A 15677-nucleotide genomic window follows, 5' to 3' on the forward strand; every position below is an offset into this window, starting at 1 on the left:
GTAGCAACCCAGTACTGTTGCTCCAGCCGCGAACTAAGGCCGGACTCAGGTGCGCTCGCCGCCGCACAGTGGGATGATTAGCACAGACTTGTGTTGCGTAATGGTGCAGATCACCCGCGCGCACCCCGACGGCCAGCCAAGGAGTTTTTCCCGTGCCTGTGGTTTCCACCCCCGATACCCTGAAGCCCGCTGACGGGCTGATGGACAACGCCGAGGTTCTGCGCATCCGCAACGACTTCCCGATCCTGCACCAGCAGGTCAACGGCCATCCGCTGGTGTACCTGGACTCCGGCGCCACCTCGCAGAACCCGCTCAGCGTGATCGAGGCCGAACAGGAGTTCTACGAACAGCGCAACTCCGCCGTGCACCGCGGCGCGCACACCCTCGCCGTCGCCGCCACCGACGTGTACGAGGACGCCCGCGCCAAAGTGGCCGCGTTCATCAACGCCCGGCCCAACGAGATCGTCTGGACCTCCAACGCCACCGAGGCGCTGAACCTGGTGGCCTACGCGTTCTCCAACGCCGCCGCCGGCCGCGGAGGAGAGGCGGCCCGCCGCTTCGCGCTGGGCGAGGGTGATGACATTGTGGTCACCGAAATGGAACACCACGCCAACCTGATTCCCTGGCAGGAGCTGGCCGCCCGCACCGGCGCCACGCTGAAGTTCATTCCGGTGGACGACGACGGCGCGCTGCGGCTGGAGGAGGCCGAACGGCTGATCACCGGGCGCACCAAAATCGTGGCGTTCACGCACGCCTCCAACGTGCTCGGCACCATCAACCCGGTGGAAACCCTGGTGAGCCTGGCACACAACGCTGGCGCGCTCGTCGTCCTCGATGCCTGCCAGTCCGTGCCGCACCTGCCGGTGGACGTGAAGGCGCTGGATGTGGATTTCGCCGCGTTCTCCGGGCACAAGATGCTCGGCCCCACCGGCATCGGCGTGCTCTACGGCAAGGCCGAACTGCTGGATGCCATGCCGCCGTTCCTCACCGGCGGCTCCATGATCACCACGGTGACCATGGAAAAGGCCGAGTATCTGCCCGCGCCGCAGCGCTTCGAGGCCGGCACCCAGCGCATTTCCCAGGCCATGGCACTGGGCACCGCGGTGGATTACCTGCGCGAGACCGGCATGGACCGCATCCACGCGTGGGAGGCCACACTGGGCCAGCGCCTGGTGTCCGGCCTGGAAGCAATTGAGGGCATCCGCGTGCTCGGTCCCCGCGCCGGAGTGGAGCGGATCGGGCTGGCGGCGTTCGACGTCGACGGCGTCCACTCCCACGACGTCGGCCAGTTCCTGGATGACCAGGGCATTGCCGTGCGCGTGGGCCACCACTGCGCGCAGCCGCTGCACCGGCGGCTCGGCCTGATCTCCACCACCCGTGCCAGCACCTATCTGTACAACACCACCGACGACGTCGACGCGTTCCTGAACGCGGTGGCCGGCGTGCGTCCGTTTTTTGGAGTGAAGTAAATGAGCGCCGAGCTGCAGCAGCTGTACCAGCAGATCATCCTGGACCATGCCAAGGCCCGGCACGGCGCCGGCCTGGTGGAGGTTCCGGCCGGAGCCAAGGCGGGGGAGAGCCACCAGCTGAACCCCACCTGCGGTGATGAGATTACGCTGCGTGCCGTGCTGGCCGGTTCCACGGGGGATCCCGCCGCGGGGCCCGACGGCGGAGCGTCCGTGGAGGGCATCAGCTGGGAGGGGCAGGGGTGTTCGATTTCCATGGCGTCGGCCTCGGTCCTGACCGATCTGGCCGCCGGCCTGCCCCGGGACGAGATCATGGCGCTGGTGGATAACTTCCGCGAGGTGATGCGCTCCCGCGGCACGGTGGAGGCCGATGAAGAGGTGCTCGGCGACGCTGCGGCGTTCTCCGGGGTTTCCCGTTATCCGGCGCGGGTCAAGTGCGCCATGCTCGCCTGGGTTGCGCTGGAAGAAGCACTCCTCGCCGCCAACTAGGCTGTCGAAAGGCGCAACGGCGTTGGCCGAAGAGCAGCGCGTGGTCGCTGGGATTCGAACCGCAGCCCGGCTAGCCCTTAGCCAGGATTGTCCGGCCGGCAGCGTCCATAGCGGTCACTCAGACAGACACCGTTTCCAGAGCAGCAGGCTGTTGAGAACCTGCGGATGAACCCAGATTTTCTGCGCGTTGCGCAGTGAAACCACGAGCAGTCAACCGACGATAGACGGCGCCATAAGCGTCGGATCCATCGGCAACTCCAATCGGAACGTCGTGCCGCTGCGAAGCTCCGACTCGAACGAAATTTTCCCGCCGTGTGCCTCCACAATGGACTTGGTGATGACCAGGCCGAGGCCCACACCGGGAATGGCGGCCTTCTTGACCTGTCCGGTGCGGAAGAACTTGGTGAAGACCTCCAGCTGATCCTCTGGGCTCATGCCCATCCCAGTGTCACTGACCTCCAGGATCAAGGAGGCGGGCTCAGCCCAGGCGCGCACGGTGACGGTGCCGCCGTCGGGGGAGTACTTGATGGCATTGGAGAGCAGATTGTCCAGCACCTGCAGGATCCGGCCGGCATCCACCCGAACCGGCAGCGTTCCCGCAATTTCGCTCTTCAGTTGCACCCCGGCTGCTTCGGCGCGGGGGTCGGCGGAATCCAGGGCTGCCCGCACGAGCTCGGCCAGATCTTCATCGGACCTGCTCAAAGCAATGATGCCCGAGGCGGTAGTCAGCAGGTCCGAGACCAGAGTGAGCAGCCGCTCGGCATTTCGCTGGGCCACCAGCAGCCCGGTGCGCACGGGGCCCTCCAGGTTCTGTTCCTCCACGTCGTCAAGCGCGAGGTCGAGGTAGCCGATGATCGAGGTCAGGGGGGTGCGCAGCTCGTGGGAGACGCTGGAGACAAAGTCCTCCTTGGCGTTCAGGGCGTTGACCACGTCGGTGACGTCGCTGAAGGCAAGCACCGAGCCGGCAAAGGTGCCGTTGTCGCGCAGGGCCCGCGCACAGACCGCCAGCGCACGCTGTACTTTTCCGGTCCCTACCCAGATGATCAGGTCAGAGAAGGACTCCTCCCGCATCGCCCGCTGCGTCGGACGCTGGGCCTGCGTCAGCCGCGTGACCTGATCCAGTCCAAAGATCAGGGCGTCATCGCCGGGATCGGTGCCACCGGCAAGGCCAGCCAATTCATGGTTGACCCGCTGCCGGCTGTTCATCAGGATGGTCCGGCCCGTGGCATCCAAGGCTGTCACTCCGACGTCCACCGTCTCCAGCACCCCGTTGAGCAGCTGTGAATGCACCCGGCTTTCCTGCAGGCTGCCCTTTAGCTTGTTTTCGGCCGCAATAAGCCGTCTGTTCTGGGCCGCGGTGTCCTGTTTCACCACGCCTACGGTGCAGAAGATTCCCAGCATGATCAACGGGATCAGCAGGGGACCGGCCAGATCCATGAGAGTGGAATTGCCGGCAACGATCAGCGGCGTCCAGACCACCAGCAGAGTACCGGCAAAGCTCAGCAGCCCTCCGAGCCAGCGTGCGGCTCCGGACCAGGCGAGCCAAAAAACGGGGAAAACGCACAGCAGGCTCAAACCGGTGACCGAGTTTCGCCCGCCGGTGTATAGCCCGGAAATCGCCGCGAAGTCCAGCAGGGGAATGAGCCAGTACGCGGGGATGAACAGGCGGTCCCAAGGCACGGCAGCGGCCGCCACCGAAGCAATGGCCAGCACACCCAAGCCCAGCTGGAACTGGTCCTGGCGGAACGTCTCCGGACTGACCACAGCCATCAGCGGCAACGCGATCAGGACTGAAAGCACCAGCGGCAGCTGGCTCAGGGCCACCCGCAGCCGCAGCGATAATTCATGGAATTCATGGTGAATGCCCAACAGCGCCAAGATGCGGCGCTCAAAATTCAACAAAAATGGACCCCCGGAATCCTTATAGCTATAGCAGTGATTATAGGGGCGAGCCTGTAGTATCACTGGTTAGGGGAGCGGGTTATCAGAAGGTCTCGCAGGACGGAAAATTACAGCCGTATGGAAACACAGCGCGTTGCAGTCATCATCGAGGACGACAAGGATATCCGCGACCTATTAAACGCGGTATTGGAGCAGTCCGGTTTTAAGGTATTCACCAGTCCCAATGGGGCTGAAGGTGTGGAAGCCGTCCGGACGCACAATCCCACCGTCGTTACGCTGGATCTCGGCCTGCCGGACATCGACGGCTTTGAAGTGATCCGCCAGGTGCGCCTGTTCTCCGACGCCTACATTGTCATGCTGACCGCCCGAGCCGAGGAACTCGACACCCTCATGGGCCTGGAGGCCGGGGCCGATGACTACATCACCAAGCCCTTCCGCCCGCGTGAACTGCGCGCCCGCATCTCCGCGATGCTGCGCCGCCCCCGCGGCAGCGAGGAAAACGCGACAACGGCTCCCCAGCCCGCCGTGCCCGACGCTGCCGGGGCCTCCGCAGAGTCGACGACCCCTACGGCTCCAGCAGCTGCCGCTCCCGTGCAAACCGAAATCACAGAGGCCGGCCATTTTCGGCACAACGGGCTGAGCCTGGACTTCGGTAGCCGGACCACAGAAGTGGACGGCACACCGGTGGAACTGACCCGCACCGAATTTGAACTGCTCCACGCCGTGCTGGAAAGCGGACGCCGGGTCCGCACCAAGACTGACCTGGTGCGCCGGCTACGCGGCGACGAGTACGACGCCGGCGGGTTCATCAGCGAGGCTGACGAACGCACCGTTGAAGTTCACGTGGGCAACGTCCGCCGCAAGCTCGGGGACGACTCCCGTTCTCCGCGTTGGCTGGAAACGGTCCGCGGCGTCGGCTATCGGTTGGCTCCGGCGCGCTAGGAACGCTTTTCCGGTCAGTTAGTCGGTGTCAGTGCCGCCGTCAGCCGTTCCAGTCCGTAGCTAAAGGCCCGCTCCAAATCGCCGTCGAGCCTGAAGGCTCCGGCCAACTCCATGCTGATGAAGCCCGTGGCCCACGCCGTGACAAGCCGCGCGGCGTCCAGCGCCTGCGCGCACCCCACCAGGTCCTCAGTTACCCGCAGCAGGGGTGCGCTGATCCGCTCCGGAGCCGCCGGATCGCCAACAGTGAAGAGGATCAGGCGGAAGCCCTCCGGGTTGTCCTGCGCAAATCCGCGGTAGGTGCGTGCCATTCCCGCGAGCGTGGGTTCCGCGGATGCCAGCCGGTCCGCGAGCTCATCCACAGTGGACTTAGCGATGAGTTCTATCAGCGTGTCCCGGTCCTTCACCCGCTTGTATAACGACGGCGCCCGCACCCCCACCCGCTGTGCCACCGCCTGCATGGTGACACGGGAGAGCCCTTCACTCTCCAGGATGGAACATCCCGCAGCTACAATCTCGGCCAGCGACGTGCGCTCAGGTGTCGGCACAGGTGTCCTTTCATCATGGCTATTGACATTAGCCATGATGGCTAAGTATCGTAGCTATTCCTATCACATTCTGATTCCTGAAGGAGTCTCCCCATGAAGCTCGGCCCCCACCTGCATCGCATCGGAAATGACATCGTGGCCGCCTACCTCGTGGACACCGCGGACGGCATCACGGTGATCGATGCCGGGTTGCCCGGGCACTGGAAGGAACTGCTGGCGGAGCTGGATGCCATGGGCCGCAGCCTCGCGGACATCCGCGGCGTGGTGCTGACCCACGGGGACAGCGACCACATCGGCTTTGCGGAGCGGCTGCGGCGAGACCACGGCGTTCCCGTCTACGTTCACGCCGCCGACGCCGAGAGGGCCCGCGGCGGAAAGAAGCCCAAACTGAGCATGGGGCCCTCGCGGCTGCGCGTCGTCGCCGGGTTCCTGCTGTATTCGATGGGCAAGAGCGGCTGGCGCACCAACTATCTCACCGTGGTGACCGAAGTGGCCGACGGCGACGTGCTGGCACTGCCCGGAGCTCCGAGGGTTCTCTCTCTGCCGGGGCACTCGCCCGGGAGTATCGCGGTGCACGTACCCGCCGCAAACGCCGTGTTTGTCGGTGACGCGCTGACCACTCGCAGCGTGCTGACCGGAAAGATCGGCCTGCAGCCGGCTCCCTTCACCGATGACCCGGAGCTGGCCCTGGAATCGCTGGGCGGGCTCTCCGGCGTCGACGCCGTGTGGGTGCTGCCCGGGCACGGTGCACCGTGGCGGGGAAACCCTGCCGGGGTGCAGGACGCCGTGCGGGCGGCCGCGGAGACAGAGGATGCCGGAAACTAAGCCTCGACGGTCTTACAGGGCGGTTATCGGCGTCAGCGACGGCGCATGCGGCAGGGACACTGTAAACGCGGATCCCACCCCGGGCTCGCTCACCAGGGTGATGGTGCCGCCGTGGGCCTCCACAATGTTCTTGGAAATGGCCAGGCCCAGGCCGGCGCCGGGAATGCCCGCCTGCCGCACGGCGCCGGTGCGGAAGAACTTGGTGAACAGCTCCTTCTGGTCCTGCTCGCTCATGCCCATTCCGGTGTCCCGGACCTCCAGGCAGGTGCAGGTGCCGTCGGTCCAGGCACTCACTGTGACGGTGCCGCCGTCGGGCGAGTATTTGATCGCGTTGGAGAGCAGGTTGTCCAGCACCTGGGCCAGCCGCACCGGATCCGCCTGCACCGCCAGCGCGGGAGCGCAGCTGGTGGTCAGCTCCACGCCGGCGGCGGCGGCCCGCGGGGCGGCAGCGCGCAGGCTCGTGGAGATCAGCTCGGCCACGGCCACCGGCTGGGCATCCACGGACACGCTGCCCGATGCGGCGGCGAGCAGGTCCGAGACCAGGAGCAGCAGCCGTTCACTGTTGCGCTGGGCCACTGAGATTGCATGCGGAATGGTGCCGGTCAGGCCCAGGTCCTCGGCCTCGTCCTGGGCCAGGTCCAGGTAGCCCATGATCGAGGTCAGGGGAGTGCGAAGCTCATGGGAGACACTGGAGACGAAGTCGTCCTTGGCCCGCAGCGCATCGGCGAGGGCGGTGATGTCATGGAAGGCGATCACTGCACCGTGGAACCCGTACTCGTTGCGCAGGATGCGCGCCGAGCAGGAGAGCGCCACCTGGTTTTCCGGCGGTCCGGCCCAGAGCAGCACGTCCTGAAAGGATTCGCCCTGCTTGGCGCGGGCAATGGGCCGCCGGTCCGGCGGCAGCGCAGTGGTGCGGTCCGCGGCGAAGAACAGCAGGTCCGCCTCCTGGGTATGCTTCCTGCCCGGCGGCCGGAGCCTGTCATCCAGGCCCTCCATGGCACTGTTCTTGTGCACGGCGGCACCGGTGGCACCCACCACCAGCACGCCGACGTCGATCGCGTTCAGGACACCGTCCAGCAGTTCGGAGCGCTCCGTGCTCTGGCGCAGGGCGTTTTCCAGCTGTTCATCCTTGGCTGCCAGTGCTGCCTGCTGGTCAGCCATGTCCCTGCGCATTACGGTGACCGTCACGGCCACGGCCAGGGTGACCAGCGGGCCGAGGATCGGTGCGGCGAGCCGCTGACCCGTGACAGGAAACTCCGAGGCGAACACTGGATTCCAGACAATCGCCAGCGGACCGATAAAACTGAGGATCCGGGCGCCGGCTGCGGATACCCGGGACCAGGACAGCCAGAACACCGGAAAGATGGCCAACAGGTAAATGCCCATGGCCAGCCCGATGCTGCCGGCGTAGAGGAACCCGATGGCGGCGAAGTCCAGGATCGGCAGGATCCAGTAGGAGGGATACCAGAGCCGGTCCCAGGGAACGACGGCGGTGGCCACCGTGATCACAGCCAGCAGCGCCAGCCCGGTCTGGAACAGCGGCCGGGTCAAGATTTCCGGCAGCAGCGTGGCAAAAATGAGGCAGAGCAGGGCAACCGTGATGACCAGCGGCGCCTGGCTGATCCGAACCCGCTGGGCCAGGGACAATTCGTGGAAATCCCGGCCGGAACGCAGCGAAGCGAGCATGCGTGCGGAGAGCCGTGACATGGTGATGAACTCTCCCCCTGGTAAGCGAACTGCTTGGCTTCCAGCGTACCCGGCTCCGACGTGGAGTTTCACCGGAGGACGGTGGTTCTGTCAGTCCAGGTCAGTCCAGGGACGCGAGCAGGCAGGGCATGGTTTCCTGGCCGCAGACGGCGATAATCCCCAGCATGGAGGACAGGTTCGCCGCCCCGGATTCCCGCAGGCGCTGCTGGGCGCAGTGGGCCAGGGCGGCGAGGCGCTGGGCTCCTGCCATTTCGCTGGCAATCTTGATGCTCAGCACCACATCCATGGCGGCGTCGTCGTCCGCGCTGATCACGGCCAGGCGCAGCCGCTCATACCGGTCCTGCCACAGGCCCACGTAGTTGTCGACGAACTCGCGGCAGGACGCCGCGCCCAGCAGATCAGTGAGGTCCACCAGGGTATCGCGGGTCACGAGATCCGGGGCGTGCTCGGCGGTGGCCATCATCGCCCGTGTCCGGTGCGGAGAGGCAGATTATTCAGGAAGGCTGCTTTCCTACCGGAACGCTGTCCGGCGCTGGGGGATTCAGCGGAAGATGCGGGAGCCATGGGGGTTCCTCCGCTCGTTGGGCCGCCACGGGGCGGCGGTGCTGGTCTGGTGCTTAAGACAATGCCAGCGCCACCTCAGGAAGTTCCCCCGGGTAGGCGCAAGATCGGGGAAAGATTCGAGGAGAGGGTTGAATACCCAAGTAACTAGCGTTCGACGTGCGCCGTTGCTCGGGGGCGGGTGCGCCAGGCGTAGATGATGATGCAGCCCAGGGTCGCTCCCAGTGAATTGGCGGTGACGTCATAAATAGTCGCAAAACGGTTGGGCAGCAGCGCCGCCTGCGCCGCTTCGATGGTGCAGGAGGCGGCAATGCCGACGACGGCGGCCAGCCAGGTGCGGTCCTTCTCCAGCCATGCGGCGCCGATCACCCCGAAGGGAACAAACATCAGCACATTGGCGACGGTCTCCACGAAGTTGTAGTTGATCCACCCGGGCACGCCGGCGCCGTGCAGCCTGCGCAGGATGAGCTTTAGCGTTCCGGCGGAGTTCTGGTCCACGGGGGAGGGCCAAAACACCACCAGCGCTAGTACCCCTATGTAGAGGAGGAAAAGCACCGCGAGGGTCCGCCGCTGCCGGACTCTCCGGGAAGGGATCTCAAGTACCGGTCCTGTCACCGGTACCTGCGTTCCCAGGCCAGCAGCGCGTTCACCGCGGGGGTGAGCTGGTGGACCATCCGGTCATACACGTTGTCGCTGCGGCGGTAGGGGTCCACGACGTCGTCCTCCTCCGGGCAGCCCCGGAGCCACTTCCACGATCTTGCTGCGGTGCGCCCAGCTCAATGCAAGCACCAGGTCCTGGCCAGCGGGGATGCCGGTGCAGACGGTCAGGATGCGGAACGGGGTATTGGTGCTCATGTCCTCGGGCTTCGGATTGCGCGTCTTGGGGACTGCTGGCGCGTGGTTTTCAGTTGTTTTGAACGGCTTAAACCGGCGTCGCGGGTTCTTCCGCGGCTCATTGCGCTGTTGTTGAGGTTACCTTGTGCCGGCCTTGAGCTTTGGCTAAACGTTGCATCAACCCTGCGGGAAGGACACGCCGTTTCTTGAGGACCGGGCGGCAAAGTAATACCCAGCGGCAAGGAAAACCTTCCTAGGCCGAAAAGCTTCAAGCACAACGAACAAGGGGAACACAATGAACAAGATGGCTAAAGGCGCACTGGCAATCGGTGTAGGCGCAGCACTCCTCCTCGGCGGCGGCGGCACCCTCGCCATCTGGAACGACTCCGAGACTACCGCTGCCGGCTCGATTACCGCCGGTGACCTGCAGCTGTCTCCGGTTGTTGGCGGCGATGGCAAATGGACCAACGCTGTTGGCACCGTGGTAGATCTGAACACTTACAAGGTGGTTCCGGGCGACGTCCTGACCTACACCCAGAAACTGAACGTCAAGCTGACCGGTGACCTGATGACAGCCAAGCTGTCGATGACGCAGCCGACCTTCGTCAACGGCGGATTCGCTGCCGCAGACGTGACCGTGGACGTACCCACCCTGAAGAAGGCCGACGGCACGGTAATCCCGTCCGTCCTGAAGCCTGCGGATTCCGGTGACGTCATCGCTTCGGCCAAGTTCACCTTCAACGACCGGATTGACCAGAAACAGAGCAGCGTCAACGCTGCCGCCACCTTCGGAGCCATCACCTTCAAGCTCGACCAGCAGGCGCCGGCTACCAAGCCGTAAAGGCCAAGCAGCACCGGCTAACGCCACCTTGTTCTAACCCCTGGTTGTGCGCGAAGCGCACGCTCCGCGCACAACCTGTTCCCTGGAGATGCAATCCCGTGAAGAGCCTTCGAGCACTGAAAGCGGCAGGACTCATCCTCACCGCCGTCGCGCTCGGGCTGATGACGGTCCAGGGAAGTTACGCACTGTGGAATGTCACAGTAAACACCGCCCCTTCAACCGTCCAGGCCGCGGACTTCAGCATTCTGGTAAACGGTAAGGACATGAGGGGCACGCAGGTGCCGCTCTCCATCGGTGAGCTAACCCCCGGAAAGACCGCCTACGCGGCAATCGAGATTAGAAACAACGTGAATGTCACAGCTGCTTCCCCGCTGCGGCTTGGTTTTGACCTCACCCTGGTGCCAGCGGATAAGTTCGGCGGAAACCTGGTGGTCAAGACTTTCGTGCCGGCTCCCGGCGGCAACTGCCAGGCCGTAGCTGCGGCGTCGTACAAGGAAGTCCCGAACGGCATCTCCCGGGCGTTGGCCCTAGGTGCCACGCAAAATGTCTGCGTTGCAGTGGAACTCAAAGCTGCCACGCCTACCGCACAACTCGGCAAAGCCATTCAGATCCCGGCAAACCTCACCGTGACGCAACTGGCACCCGGAACCCAAGTAACACCACGAGGATAGGAAGAATCATGAGCGGTCGCAGGAAAGCGGAAGTCAAAGCCAGCCCCCTGGGCTTCATCGGCACCGGCGTCAGCTATGTTGCCCTTTGTCTCGCCGCTCTCGCCGCCCTTGCTCTTGTGGTTGTTCCGATGCTCACCGGGTCCCAGACCTACAGCGTTCTCACCAGCTCCATGGCTCCGAAGTACGCCCCGGGCACCTTCCTGGTGGTCAAGCCCGTACCTTTCGAAGAGCTGAAGGTGGGCGACATCATTACGTACCAGATTGAGTCCGGCTCTCCGGCTGTGATCACCCACCGCATCACGTCCGTCCTGTCAGAACAGAGCGGCGAGATTGTGTTCATCACGAAGGGCGACAACAACGACGTTGAAGATGAACTGCCCGTGCGGGAAGTCCAGGTCAAGGGAAAGCTCTTCTATGCCGTACCGTTTGTGGGCTTTGTTGCCAACGGCCTCGGAAACTCTGACCGAGGTGCCATGGCCCAGTGGGGCGCCGTTGCCCTCATGGGATACGGCGTGATTGCCCTGGTCCGCGGGGCGCTCGCCAAGAAGCGCACCGACAGCGAGGCCCTCGACGACAACCACACGGCCGACGACGATCCGTTCGTTTTCCCGGACTTTGGCCCGGTTGACGGCCAGTCAGATCAACACGGTTTCGACGATCCCGTACTGACGGACTGCGACGGCTGCGACCACGACCATTCCCGCGATGAGCGGGATAGCCACCGGCACCGCTTTGAAACACGGAAGCACGCATCCGTCTAATGACTCGGTTCACGACCCCCAAGGCGGGATGGAGCCGGCGGCTGATCGCCGCCTCCGCCGTCGGTGCTGTGGCGGCAGCCGGTTCCCTGGCCGGAGCGCCCGCAGCCTTCGCGGCAAAGGACTATCTGGAATTCAGCCTCGACGGGACGACGTACGCGTCCTCAATCCCCGGGCCCCTTTTCAACGAAGCCCTTCAATACATTCCCGGTGCATCCTCCGGTACGACCATCTGGGTCCGCAACAGCAGCGGTGAACCTGCCCGGCTATCCTCGGCCGCCTTCATGTCACGGTCTGACCCCGAGCTGAGCCGGCTGCTCGGCCTGACTGCGGGGCTTAAATCTGAGCTGCCGTCCCGGACGACCCTCGGAGCCGAGGGCAGCTGCACCGACCTGTCCCAAGCATGGGATCTGGACGGGGGAGAGGAAGTTGAGCTGAGTCTGGTCGTAGACCTTTCGACGAACGCCCCCAATGACACGATGAACCGCTCGGCCGACTTCGACATGGTTTTTCTCCTGGAATCCGAGGACGCTGCGCCCCGCACCGCCTGTGCTGCACTGGCTGGTTCAAGCCAGCCTCCTGCGGGGTCGGAAAGTGCACCCGGCAACCCAGCTCCAACGGGAACAGTTGCGTCCGCCTCGGAATTGGCAACCCTGTCCGGTACAGGGATTCCCCGTCTGGCAGCAGAATCCAACAGCATCTTTCCGGCAACGCTCCCGGAACGTCCAGCTGACGCAGGTCCGTCGCAGGCCATGGGACCCGCGGAGCAGACTCCCCAGGCCGGAATCATCCCAGCGGGTTTCCAGAGCACCGTGGAACCAATCATCCGATCGCTTTCCGGTACGCTCCTGATAGGCATGTCGGTGCTTTTTACCGCCGCCGTGGTTCTTCGTTTACGGAATAGGTCAGCAAATGAGTAAGAAGCAGCTGGGGGCTGCGCAGGGCGGGGAAAATGAACCGGGCGAGGGCCAGCGCTCCGGATGGACGGAGCGCCTGCGGGCACTGCCGGGCTTCCGTATGGCTGCTGTTGCGTTCGTTTTGACGGTTGTTCTAGGGATCGGCAGCACGATCGCCTACGCGTACTGGAGCCAGTCGACCTCGGTGGCGATCACCGGCACCACCCGTTCGGACCTGCCGGCTGGAACCACTCTGGTGACTGCCAATCCCGTCTTGGCCAACCGGCCCGGGAATGCCACCGGCCTCACGTGCCAAGCCCTTGACACTCATAAAAACATGATCCCGAAGACCACTACCGATATGCGGTTTTCGTGGCAGAAGGCCACCAACGCAACCAGCTATGTGGTCACCATCAGGTCAAACTCGGGGGAATACAGCTACCAACAGTCCAAGACCGTCACGGCCGTGAGTGCAGATTTTCAGTTCACCCGCCAAAAATCCATTCCGAACGGGAATGCCGAGCCAGGTTCTACGCCTTTCTACGCCGACTACACCGTTCGGGTTATGCCGCTGAACGGCAATGTTCCGGGTGATCCTCTCTACTGGACGTTGCGGTACGCACACCAAAACAGTGCTAACTGCTACGACAACACGATAGTCACCGGTGCGTCGCCGTTAGGTGATATATCTCTGAATTGCGCGCTTCCAGCCTTTGCTCCAGGAGCCACCTACGTTGAGCCCAGATTTACCTGGACCAGTTCCTCTGGCGCGACAAGCTACGCGGTGACGATGACGGCTCAAAACGGGAACGGCTATGGCGGGGAACAGTCGGTGACGGGGGGCCACGCCGCCTTCCGTGTGATGCAGCCCAAACCCATACCCGGAAATCCACCCTATTTTGGCCGCTACACCATTAGGGTGCAGCCCATGAACGGAACCGTGGCGGGAGATCCGCGCTATCTGACCTATCAGCTGGGAGCCAACAGCCACGAGTGCTGGCCCGGCAAATAGCTAGCGTCCGCCGTCGTCGTCGTCGTCATACACATCCGGAATCCCGTCCCGGTCCGCGTCGGCCGTCTCTTCTTCCACCACCAGCCGGTAGTGCCGGTTGCGGATCCGCAGCAGGACGGCCGCCAGCAGCGCTGCCGTGACGGACGCCGCCAGAATGGCAACCTTCGCGTGGTCATTGTGCTCGCTGCCGGGGTCGAAGCTGAGGTCGTTGACCAGCAGGGACACGGTGAAACCGATCCCGGCGAGGATGCCGATCCCGAGCAGGTCGATCCATTTCACGCTGGAATCCAGCCGGGCCCGGGTGGCGGCGGTGACCACCCAGGTGGTGGCCAGGATGCCCAGTGGTTTGCCCAGCACCAGACCCGCCAGAATCCCGACCGCCACCGGATCGGTGAGCGCCGCGCCCAGCCCGTCAAACCCGCCGATCACGACACCGGCCGAGAAGAACGCAAACACGGGCACCGCAAAACCGGTGGAAACCGGACGGAAGCGGTGCTCGAAGATCTCAGCCAGGCCCGGTTTGCCCGGCTGCGGCTGCGCCGGTTTGCCGTCCGTGCCGCGGCGCAGCACCGGAACGCAGAAGCCCAGCAGCACGCCGGCCACGGTGGCGTGTACGCCCGAGGCATGCATCAGCGCCCACACCGCCACCCCCACGGGCAGCAGGATCAGCCAGGCGGCCGCGGGGCGGTCCGCGAAGAACCGCCGCTTGGTCTGCGCGAGATACAGGAACAGCGCCAGCGGGGCGAGCATGATCAGCAGGTAGATCGGATGCACGTCTTCGGAGTAGAAGAACGCAATGATGGTGATGGCAATCAGGTCATCCACTACGGCCAGGGTGAGCAGGAAGATCCGCAGCGCCGAGGGCAGGTGCGAACTGATCACCGCCAGCACGGCCAGCGCAAACGCGATGTCGGTGGCGGTGGGAATGGCCCAGCCGCGCAGCCCGTCGGAGCCGGTGGCGGCGTTGATCCCCGCATAGATCAGGGCGGGAACGACGACGCCGCCCGCCGCCGCGGCCACGGGCACAATCGCCTTGCTGATCTGGCGCAGGTCGCCGGCCACGAATTCGTACTTGAGTTCCAGCCCCACCAGGAAGAAGAAGAGGGCCAGCAGTCCGTCGGCGGCCCAGGCGCCCACGCTCAGTTTCAGGTGCCAGGGTTCGTAGCCGAACTCGAAGTCGCGCAGAGCAAAGTAGGAGTCCGACGCCGGGGAGTTGGCCCAGATGAGCGCCGCCACCGTGGCGATCAGCAGCAGCACCCCGCCGACGGTTTCCTTGCGCAGGACCGCTGCGATGCGCAGGAACTCCGGGTAGCTGGAGCGGGCCAGCACCGTGCCGCCCGGACGTTCGGGCGGCACGGGCCGGCCGGCGGGGTGGTTCTGCGGATCCGGTGCCATGGAACTCCTCAGCAGAGAGCTTCCCGGTCAGAAAAGACGGGATATCCGCATTCTGGCACCAACCGGGGGTGTTAACCCACGGGTGTCAGCCCATCAGGGCGCGGAAACCTACGATGATGGTGACCAGGCCAAAGACCATGGAGGTGGAGACCTTCATCAGGTTCACGGTCAGGTACCGGGTGGGTGCACCCTTTTCATCCCGTGCCTTGGGGCTCTTGTACGCCTCAATCAGGTACGGCGGCCAGACGATCAGGCTCCAGAGTCCGGCAATGATGAGGATGACCGCCAGCGCGGTGGGCAGGACGATGCCGTTATCCACGGATCAGGCCTTGCGGCTTTCGATCCACTTGCCGGCCTGGCCGGCCTGGATGGTCAGGGCCTTGCCGATCATCGGCTCGGCCTGCTTGGCAATCTTGTCGCCCAGGAACGGGATGGAGGAGCTGACCTTGCCATCCACGTCCACGCGGGTGCCTTCGCCGACGGCGACCAGGCGCTGCGTGGCGTTGACCTTCAGCGGAACGCCGCCCACGGAGAGCTCGATGCTGGCCTCGCGGGAGCCGTCGGCAGCCGGAGCTGCCCAGTTCTCCTTCTGCGTCACGGTCAGGGTGGCGCCGACAAACTTCTTGGCGATGTCCGGCAGCCGGTCGGTGGGCAGGGTGCGGACGGCGGTCAGGACAAACGCTCCGGCCGTGTCGCCGTCCACAGTGGCCGACACCAGGGACCCGCCCACGTGTGCGCTCACGCTGCGCAGGAAATCCTCGTTCGCAAACGTGTCGGTAACCGTGCGGACGTCGTGTGACAGGGTGGTCGAGGCGTTCAGGGCCATGGGTCCT

At 64.6% G+C, this 15677-nt stretch carries 17 protein-coding genes; 9 read left to right on the plus strand and 8 right to left on the minus strand.

The window, feature by feature from the left end; all coding sequences use genetic code 11:
• The first annotated feature begins 152 nt into the window (after positions 1-152).
• Together MUG94_RS04945 and sufU are read left to right on the plus strand one after the other, a co-directional pair.
• Complete coding sequence (locus tag MUG94_RS04945) at positions 153-1469, plus strand: cysteine desulfurase (protein ID WP_279324699.1); 1317 nt, start codon at positions 153-155, stop codon at positions 1467-1469.
• The gene (gene sufU / locus MUG94_RS04950) at positions 1470-1955 is read left to right on the plus strand and encodes a Fe-S cluster assembly sulfur transfer protein SufU (protein ID WP_227908043.1); all 486 of its coding nucleotides are present in this window, start codon (positions 1470-1472) and stop codon (positions 1953-1955) included. It abuts the gene before it with no gap.
• 210 nt (positions 1956-2165) lie between these two features.
• On the opposite strand, the gene MUG94_RS04955 is transcribed toward sufU, so the two are convergent.
• On the minus strand, positions 2166-3857 hold the full coding sequence (locus tag MUG94_RS04955) for a sensor histidine kinase (protein WP_247098836.1): 1692 nt from the start codon (positions 3855-3857) through the stop codon (positions 2166-2168).
• A 117-nt stretch (positions 3858-3974) separates the two neighbouring features.
• On the opposite strand from MUG94_RS04955, the gene MUG94_RS04960 reads away from it, so the two are divergent.
• Positions 3975-4799 (plus strand): response regulator transcription factor, encoded by an 825-nt coding sequence (locus MUG94_RS04960; protein WP_227908045.1) that lies wholly within the window; start codon positions 3975-3977, stop codon positions 4797-4799.
• 14 nt (positions 4800-4813) lie between these two features.
• Here the strand turns inward: MUG94_RS04960 and MUG94_RS04965 are convergent, their stop codons facing one another.
• The gene (locus MUG94_RS04965) at positions 4814-5380 is read right to left on the minus strand and encodes a TetR/AcrR family transcriptional regulator (protein WP_227908046.1); all 567 of its coding nucleotides are present in this window, start codon (positions 5378-5380) and stop codon (positions 4814-4816) included.
• Positions 5381-5437: 57 nt separating this feature from the next.
• On the opposite strand from MUG94_RS04965, the gene MUG94_RS04970 reads away from it, so the two are divergent.
• Positions 5438-6169, plus strand: coding sequence for an MBL fold metallo-hydrolase (locus tag MUG94_RS04970; protein WP_227908047.1), 732 nt, complete (start codon positions 5438-5440; stop codon positions 6167-6169).
• A gap of 12 nt (positions 6170-6181) precedes the next feature.
• On the opposite strand, the gene MUG94_RS04975 is transcribed toward MUG94_RS04970, so the two are convergent.
• From MUG94_RS04975 to MUG94_RS04985, 3 genes are all read right to left on the minus strand, one after another.
• Complete coding sequence (locus MUG94_RS04975; RefSeq protein ID WP_227908048.1) at positions 6182-7876, minus strand: sensor histidine kinase; 1695 nt, start codon at positions 7874-7876, stop codon at positions 6182-6184.
• 100 nt (positions 7877-7976) lie between these two features.
• Positions 7977-8339, minus strand: a complete 363-nt coding sequence (locus MUG94_RS04980) for a hypothetical protein (protein WP_227908049.1) — start codon at positions 8337-8339, stop codon at positions 7977-7979.
• Between the two features lie 245 nt (positions 8340-8584).
• On the minus strand, positions 8585-9052 hold the full coding sequence (locus MUG94_RS04985) for a VanZ family protein (protein WP_341482158.1): 468 nt from the start codon (positions 9050-9052) through the stop codon (positions 8585-8587).
• A gap of 523 nt (positions 9053-9575) precedes the next feature.
• Here MUG94_RS04985 and MUG94_RS04990 point away from each other — a divergent pair.
• The 5 genes from MUG94_RS04990 (at position 9576) to MUG94_RS05010 (ending at position 13449) form a co-directional block, all read left to right on the plus strand.
• Positions 9576-10112, plus strand: coding sequence for an alternate-type signal peptide domain-containing protein (locus tag MUG94_RS04990; protein WP_227908050.1), 537 nt, complete (start codon positions 9576-9578; stop codon positions 10110-10112).
• A 98-nt stretch (positions 10113-10210) separates the two neighbouring features.
• Positions 10211-10783, plus strand: a complete 573-nt coding sequence (locus tag MUG94_RS04995; RefSeq protein ID WP_227908051.1) for a hypothetical protein — start codon at positions 10211-10213, stop codon at positions 10781-10783.
• Between the two features lie 8 nt (positions 10784-10791).
• Entirely contained in the window at positions 10792-11544 is a 753-nt protein-coding gene (locus tag MUG94_RS05000; protein ID WP_227908052.1) for a signal peptidase I, read from the plus strand.
• Positions 11544-12461 (plus strand): hypothetical protein, encoded by a 918-nt coding sequence (locus MUG94_RS05005; RefSeq protein WP_227908053.1) that lies wholly within the window; start codon positions 11544-11546, stop codon positions 12459-12461. The genes MUG94_RS05000 and MUG94_RS05005 overlap by 1 nt, the downstream gene beginning before the upstream one ends.
• The gene (locus MUG94_RS05010; RefSeq protein ID WP_227908054.1) at positions 12454-13449 is read left to right on the plus strand and encodes a hypothetical protein; all 996 of its coding nucleotides are present in this window, start codon (positions 12454-12456) and stop codon (positions 13447-13449) included. Before MUG94_RS05005 ends, MUG94_RS05010 begins: the two co-directional genes overlap by 8 nt.
• Here the strand turns inward: MUG94_RS05010 and nhaA are convergent, their stop codons facing one another.
• The 3 genes from nhaA to MUG94_RS05025 all read right to left on the minus strand — a co-directional run bounded on the left by nhaA (position 13450) and on the right by MUG94_RS05025 (position 15670).
• Positions 13450-14844, minus strand: a complete 1395-nt coding sequence (gene nhaA, locus MUG94_RS05015) for a Na+/H+ antiporter NhaA (protein ID WP_227908055.1) — start codon at positions 14842-14844, stop codon at positions 13450-13452.
• Between the two features lie 85 nt (positions 14845-14929).
• On the minus strand, positions 14930-15163 hold the full coding sequence (locus tag MUG94_RS05020; protein ID WP_341481649.1) for an SCO4848 family membrane protein: 234 nt from the start codon (positions 15161-15163) through the stop codon (positions 14930-14932).
• Between the two features lie 3 nt (positions 15164-15166).
• Positions 15167-15670, minus strand: coding sequence for a DUF2505 domain-containing protein (locus tag MUG94_RS05025; protein ID WP_227908056.1), 504 nt, complete (start codon positions 15668-15670; stop codon positions 15167-15169).
• Positions 15671-15677: the final 7 nt, after the last annotated feature.

The sequence above is a fragment of the Arthrobacter gengyunqii genome, assembly GCF_023022985.1.
Lineage (GTDB): Bacteria > Actinomycetota > Actinomycetes > Actinomycetales > Micrococcaceae > Arthrobacter_B > Arthrobacter_B gengyunqii.

Bases quoted from the DNA above. Each gene is read 5' to 3' on its own strand.
- sufU (WP_227908043.1), top strand. From the start codon at position 1,470: ATGAGCGCCGAGCTGCAGCAGCTGTACCAGCAGATCATCCTGGACCAT.
- MUG94_RS04960 (WP_227908045.1), top strand. From the start codon at position 3,975: ATGGAAACACAGCGCGTTGCAGTCATCATCGAGGACGACAAGGATATC.
- MUG94_RS04965 (WP_227908046.1), bottom strand. From the start codon at position 5,380: ATGGCTAATGTCAATAGCCATGATGAAAGGACACCTGTGCCGACACCT.
- MUG94_RS04970 (WP_227908047.1), top strand. From the start codon at position 5,438: ATGAAGCTCGGCCCCCACCTGCATCGCATCGGAAATGACATCGTGGCC.
- MUG94_RS04975 (WP_227908048.1), bottom strand. From the start codon at position 7,876: ATGTCACGGCTCTCCGCACGCATGCTCGCTTCGCTGCGTTCCGGCCGG.
- MUG94_RS04980 (WP_227908049.1), bottom strand. From the start codon at position 8,339: ATGATGGCCACCGCCGAGCACGCCCCGGATCTCGTGACCCGCGATACC.
- MUG94_RS04990 (WP_227908050.1), top strand. From the start codon at position 9,576: ATGGCTAAAGGCGCACTGGCAATCGGTGTAGGCGCAGCACTCCTCCTC.
- MUG94_RS05000 (WP_227908052.1), top strand. From the start codon at position 10,792: ATGAGCGGTCGCAGGAAAGCGGAAGTCAAAGCCAGCCCCCTGGGCTTC.
- MUG94_RS05005 (WP_227908053.1), top strand. From the start codon at position 11,544: ATGACTCGGTTCACGACCCCCAAGGCGGGATGGAGCCGGCGGCTGATC.
- MUG94_RS05010 (WP_227908054.1), top strand. From the start codon at position 12,454: ATGAGTAAGAAGCAGCTGGGGGCTGCGCAGGGCGGGGAAAATGAACCG.
- nhaA (WP_227908055.1), bottom strand. From the start codon at position 14,844: ATGGCACCGGATCCGCAGAACCACCCCGCCGGCCGGCCCGTGCCGCCC.
- MUG94_RS05025 (WP_227908056.1), bottom strand. From the start codon at position 15,670: ATGGCCCTGAACGCCTCGACCACCCTGTCACACGACGTCCGCACGGTT.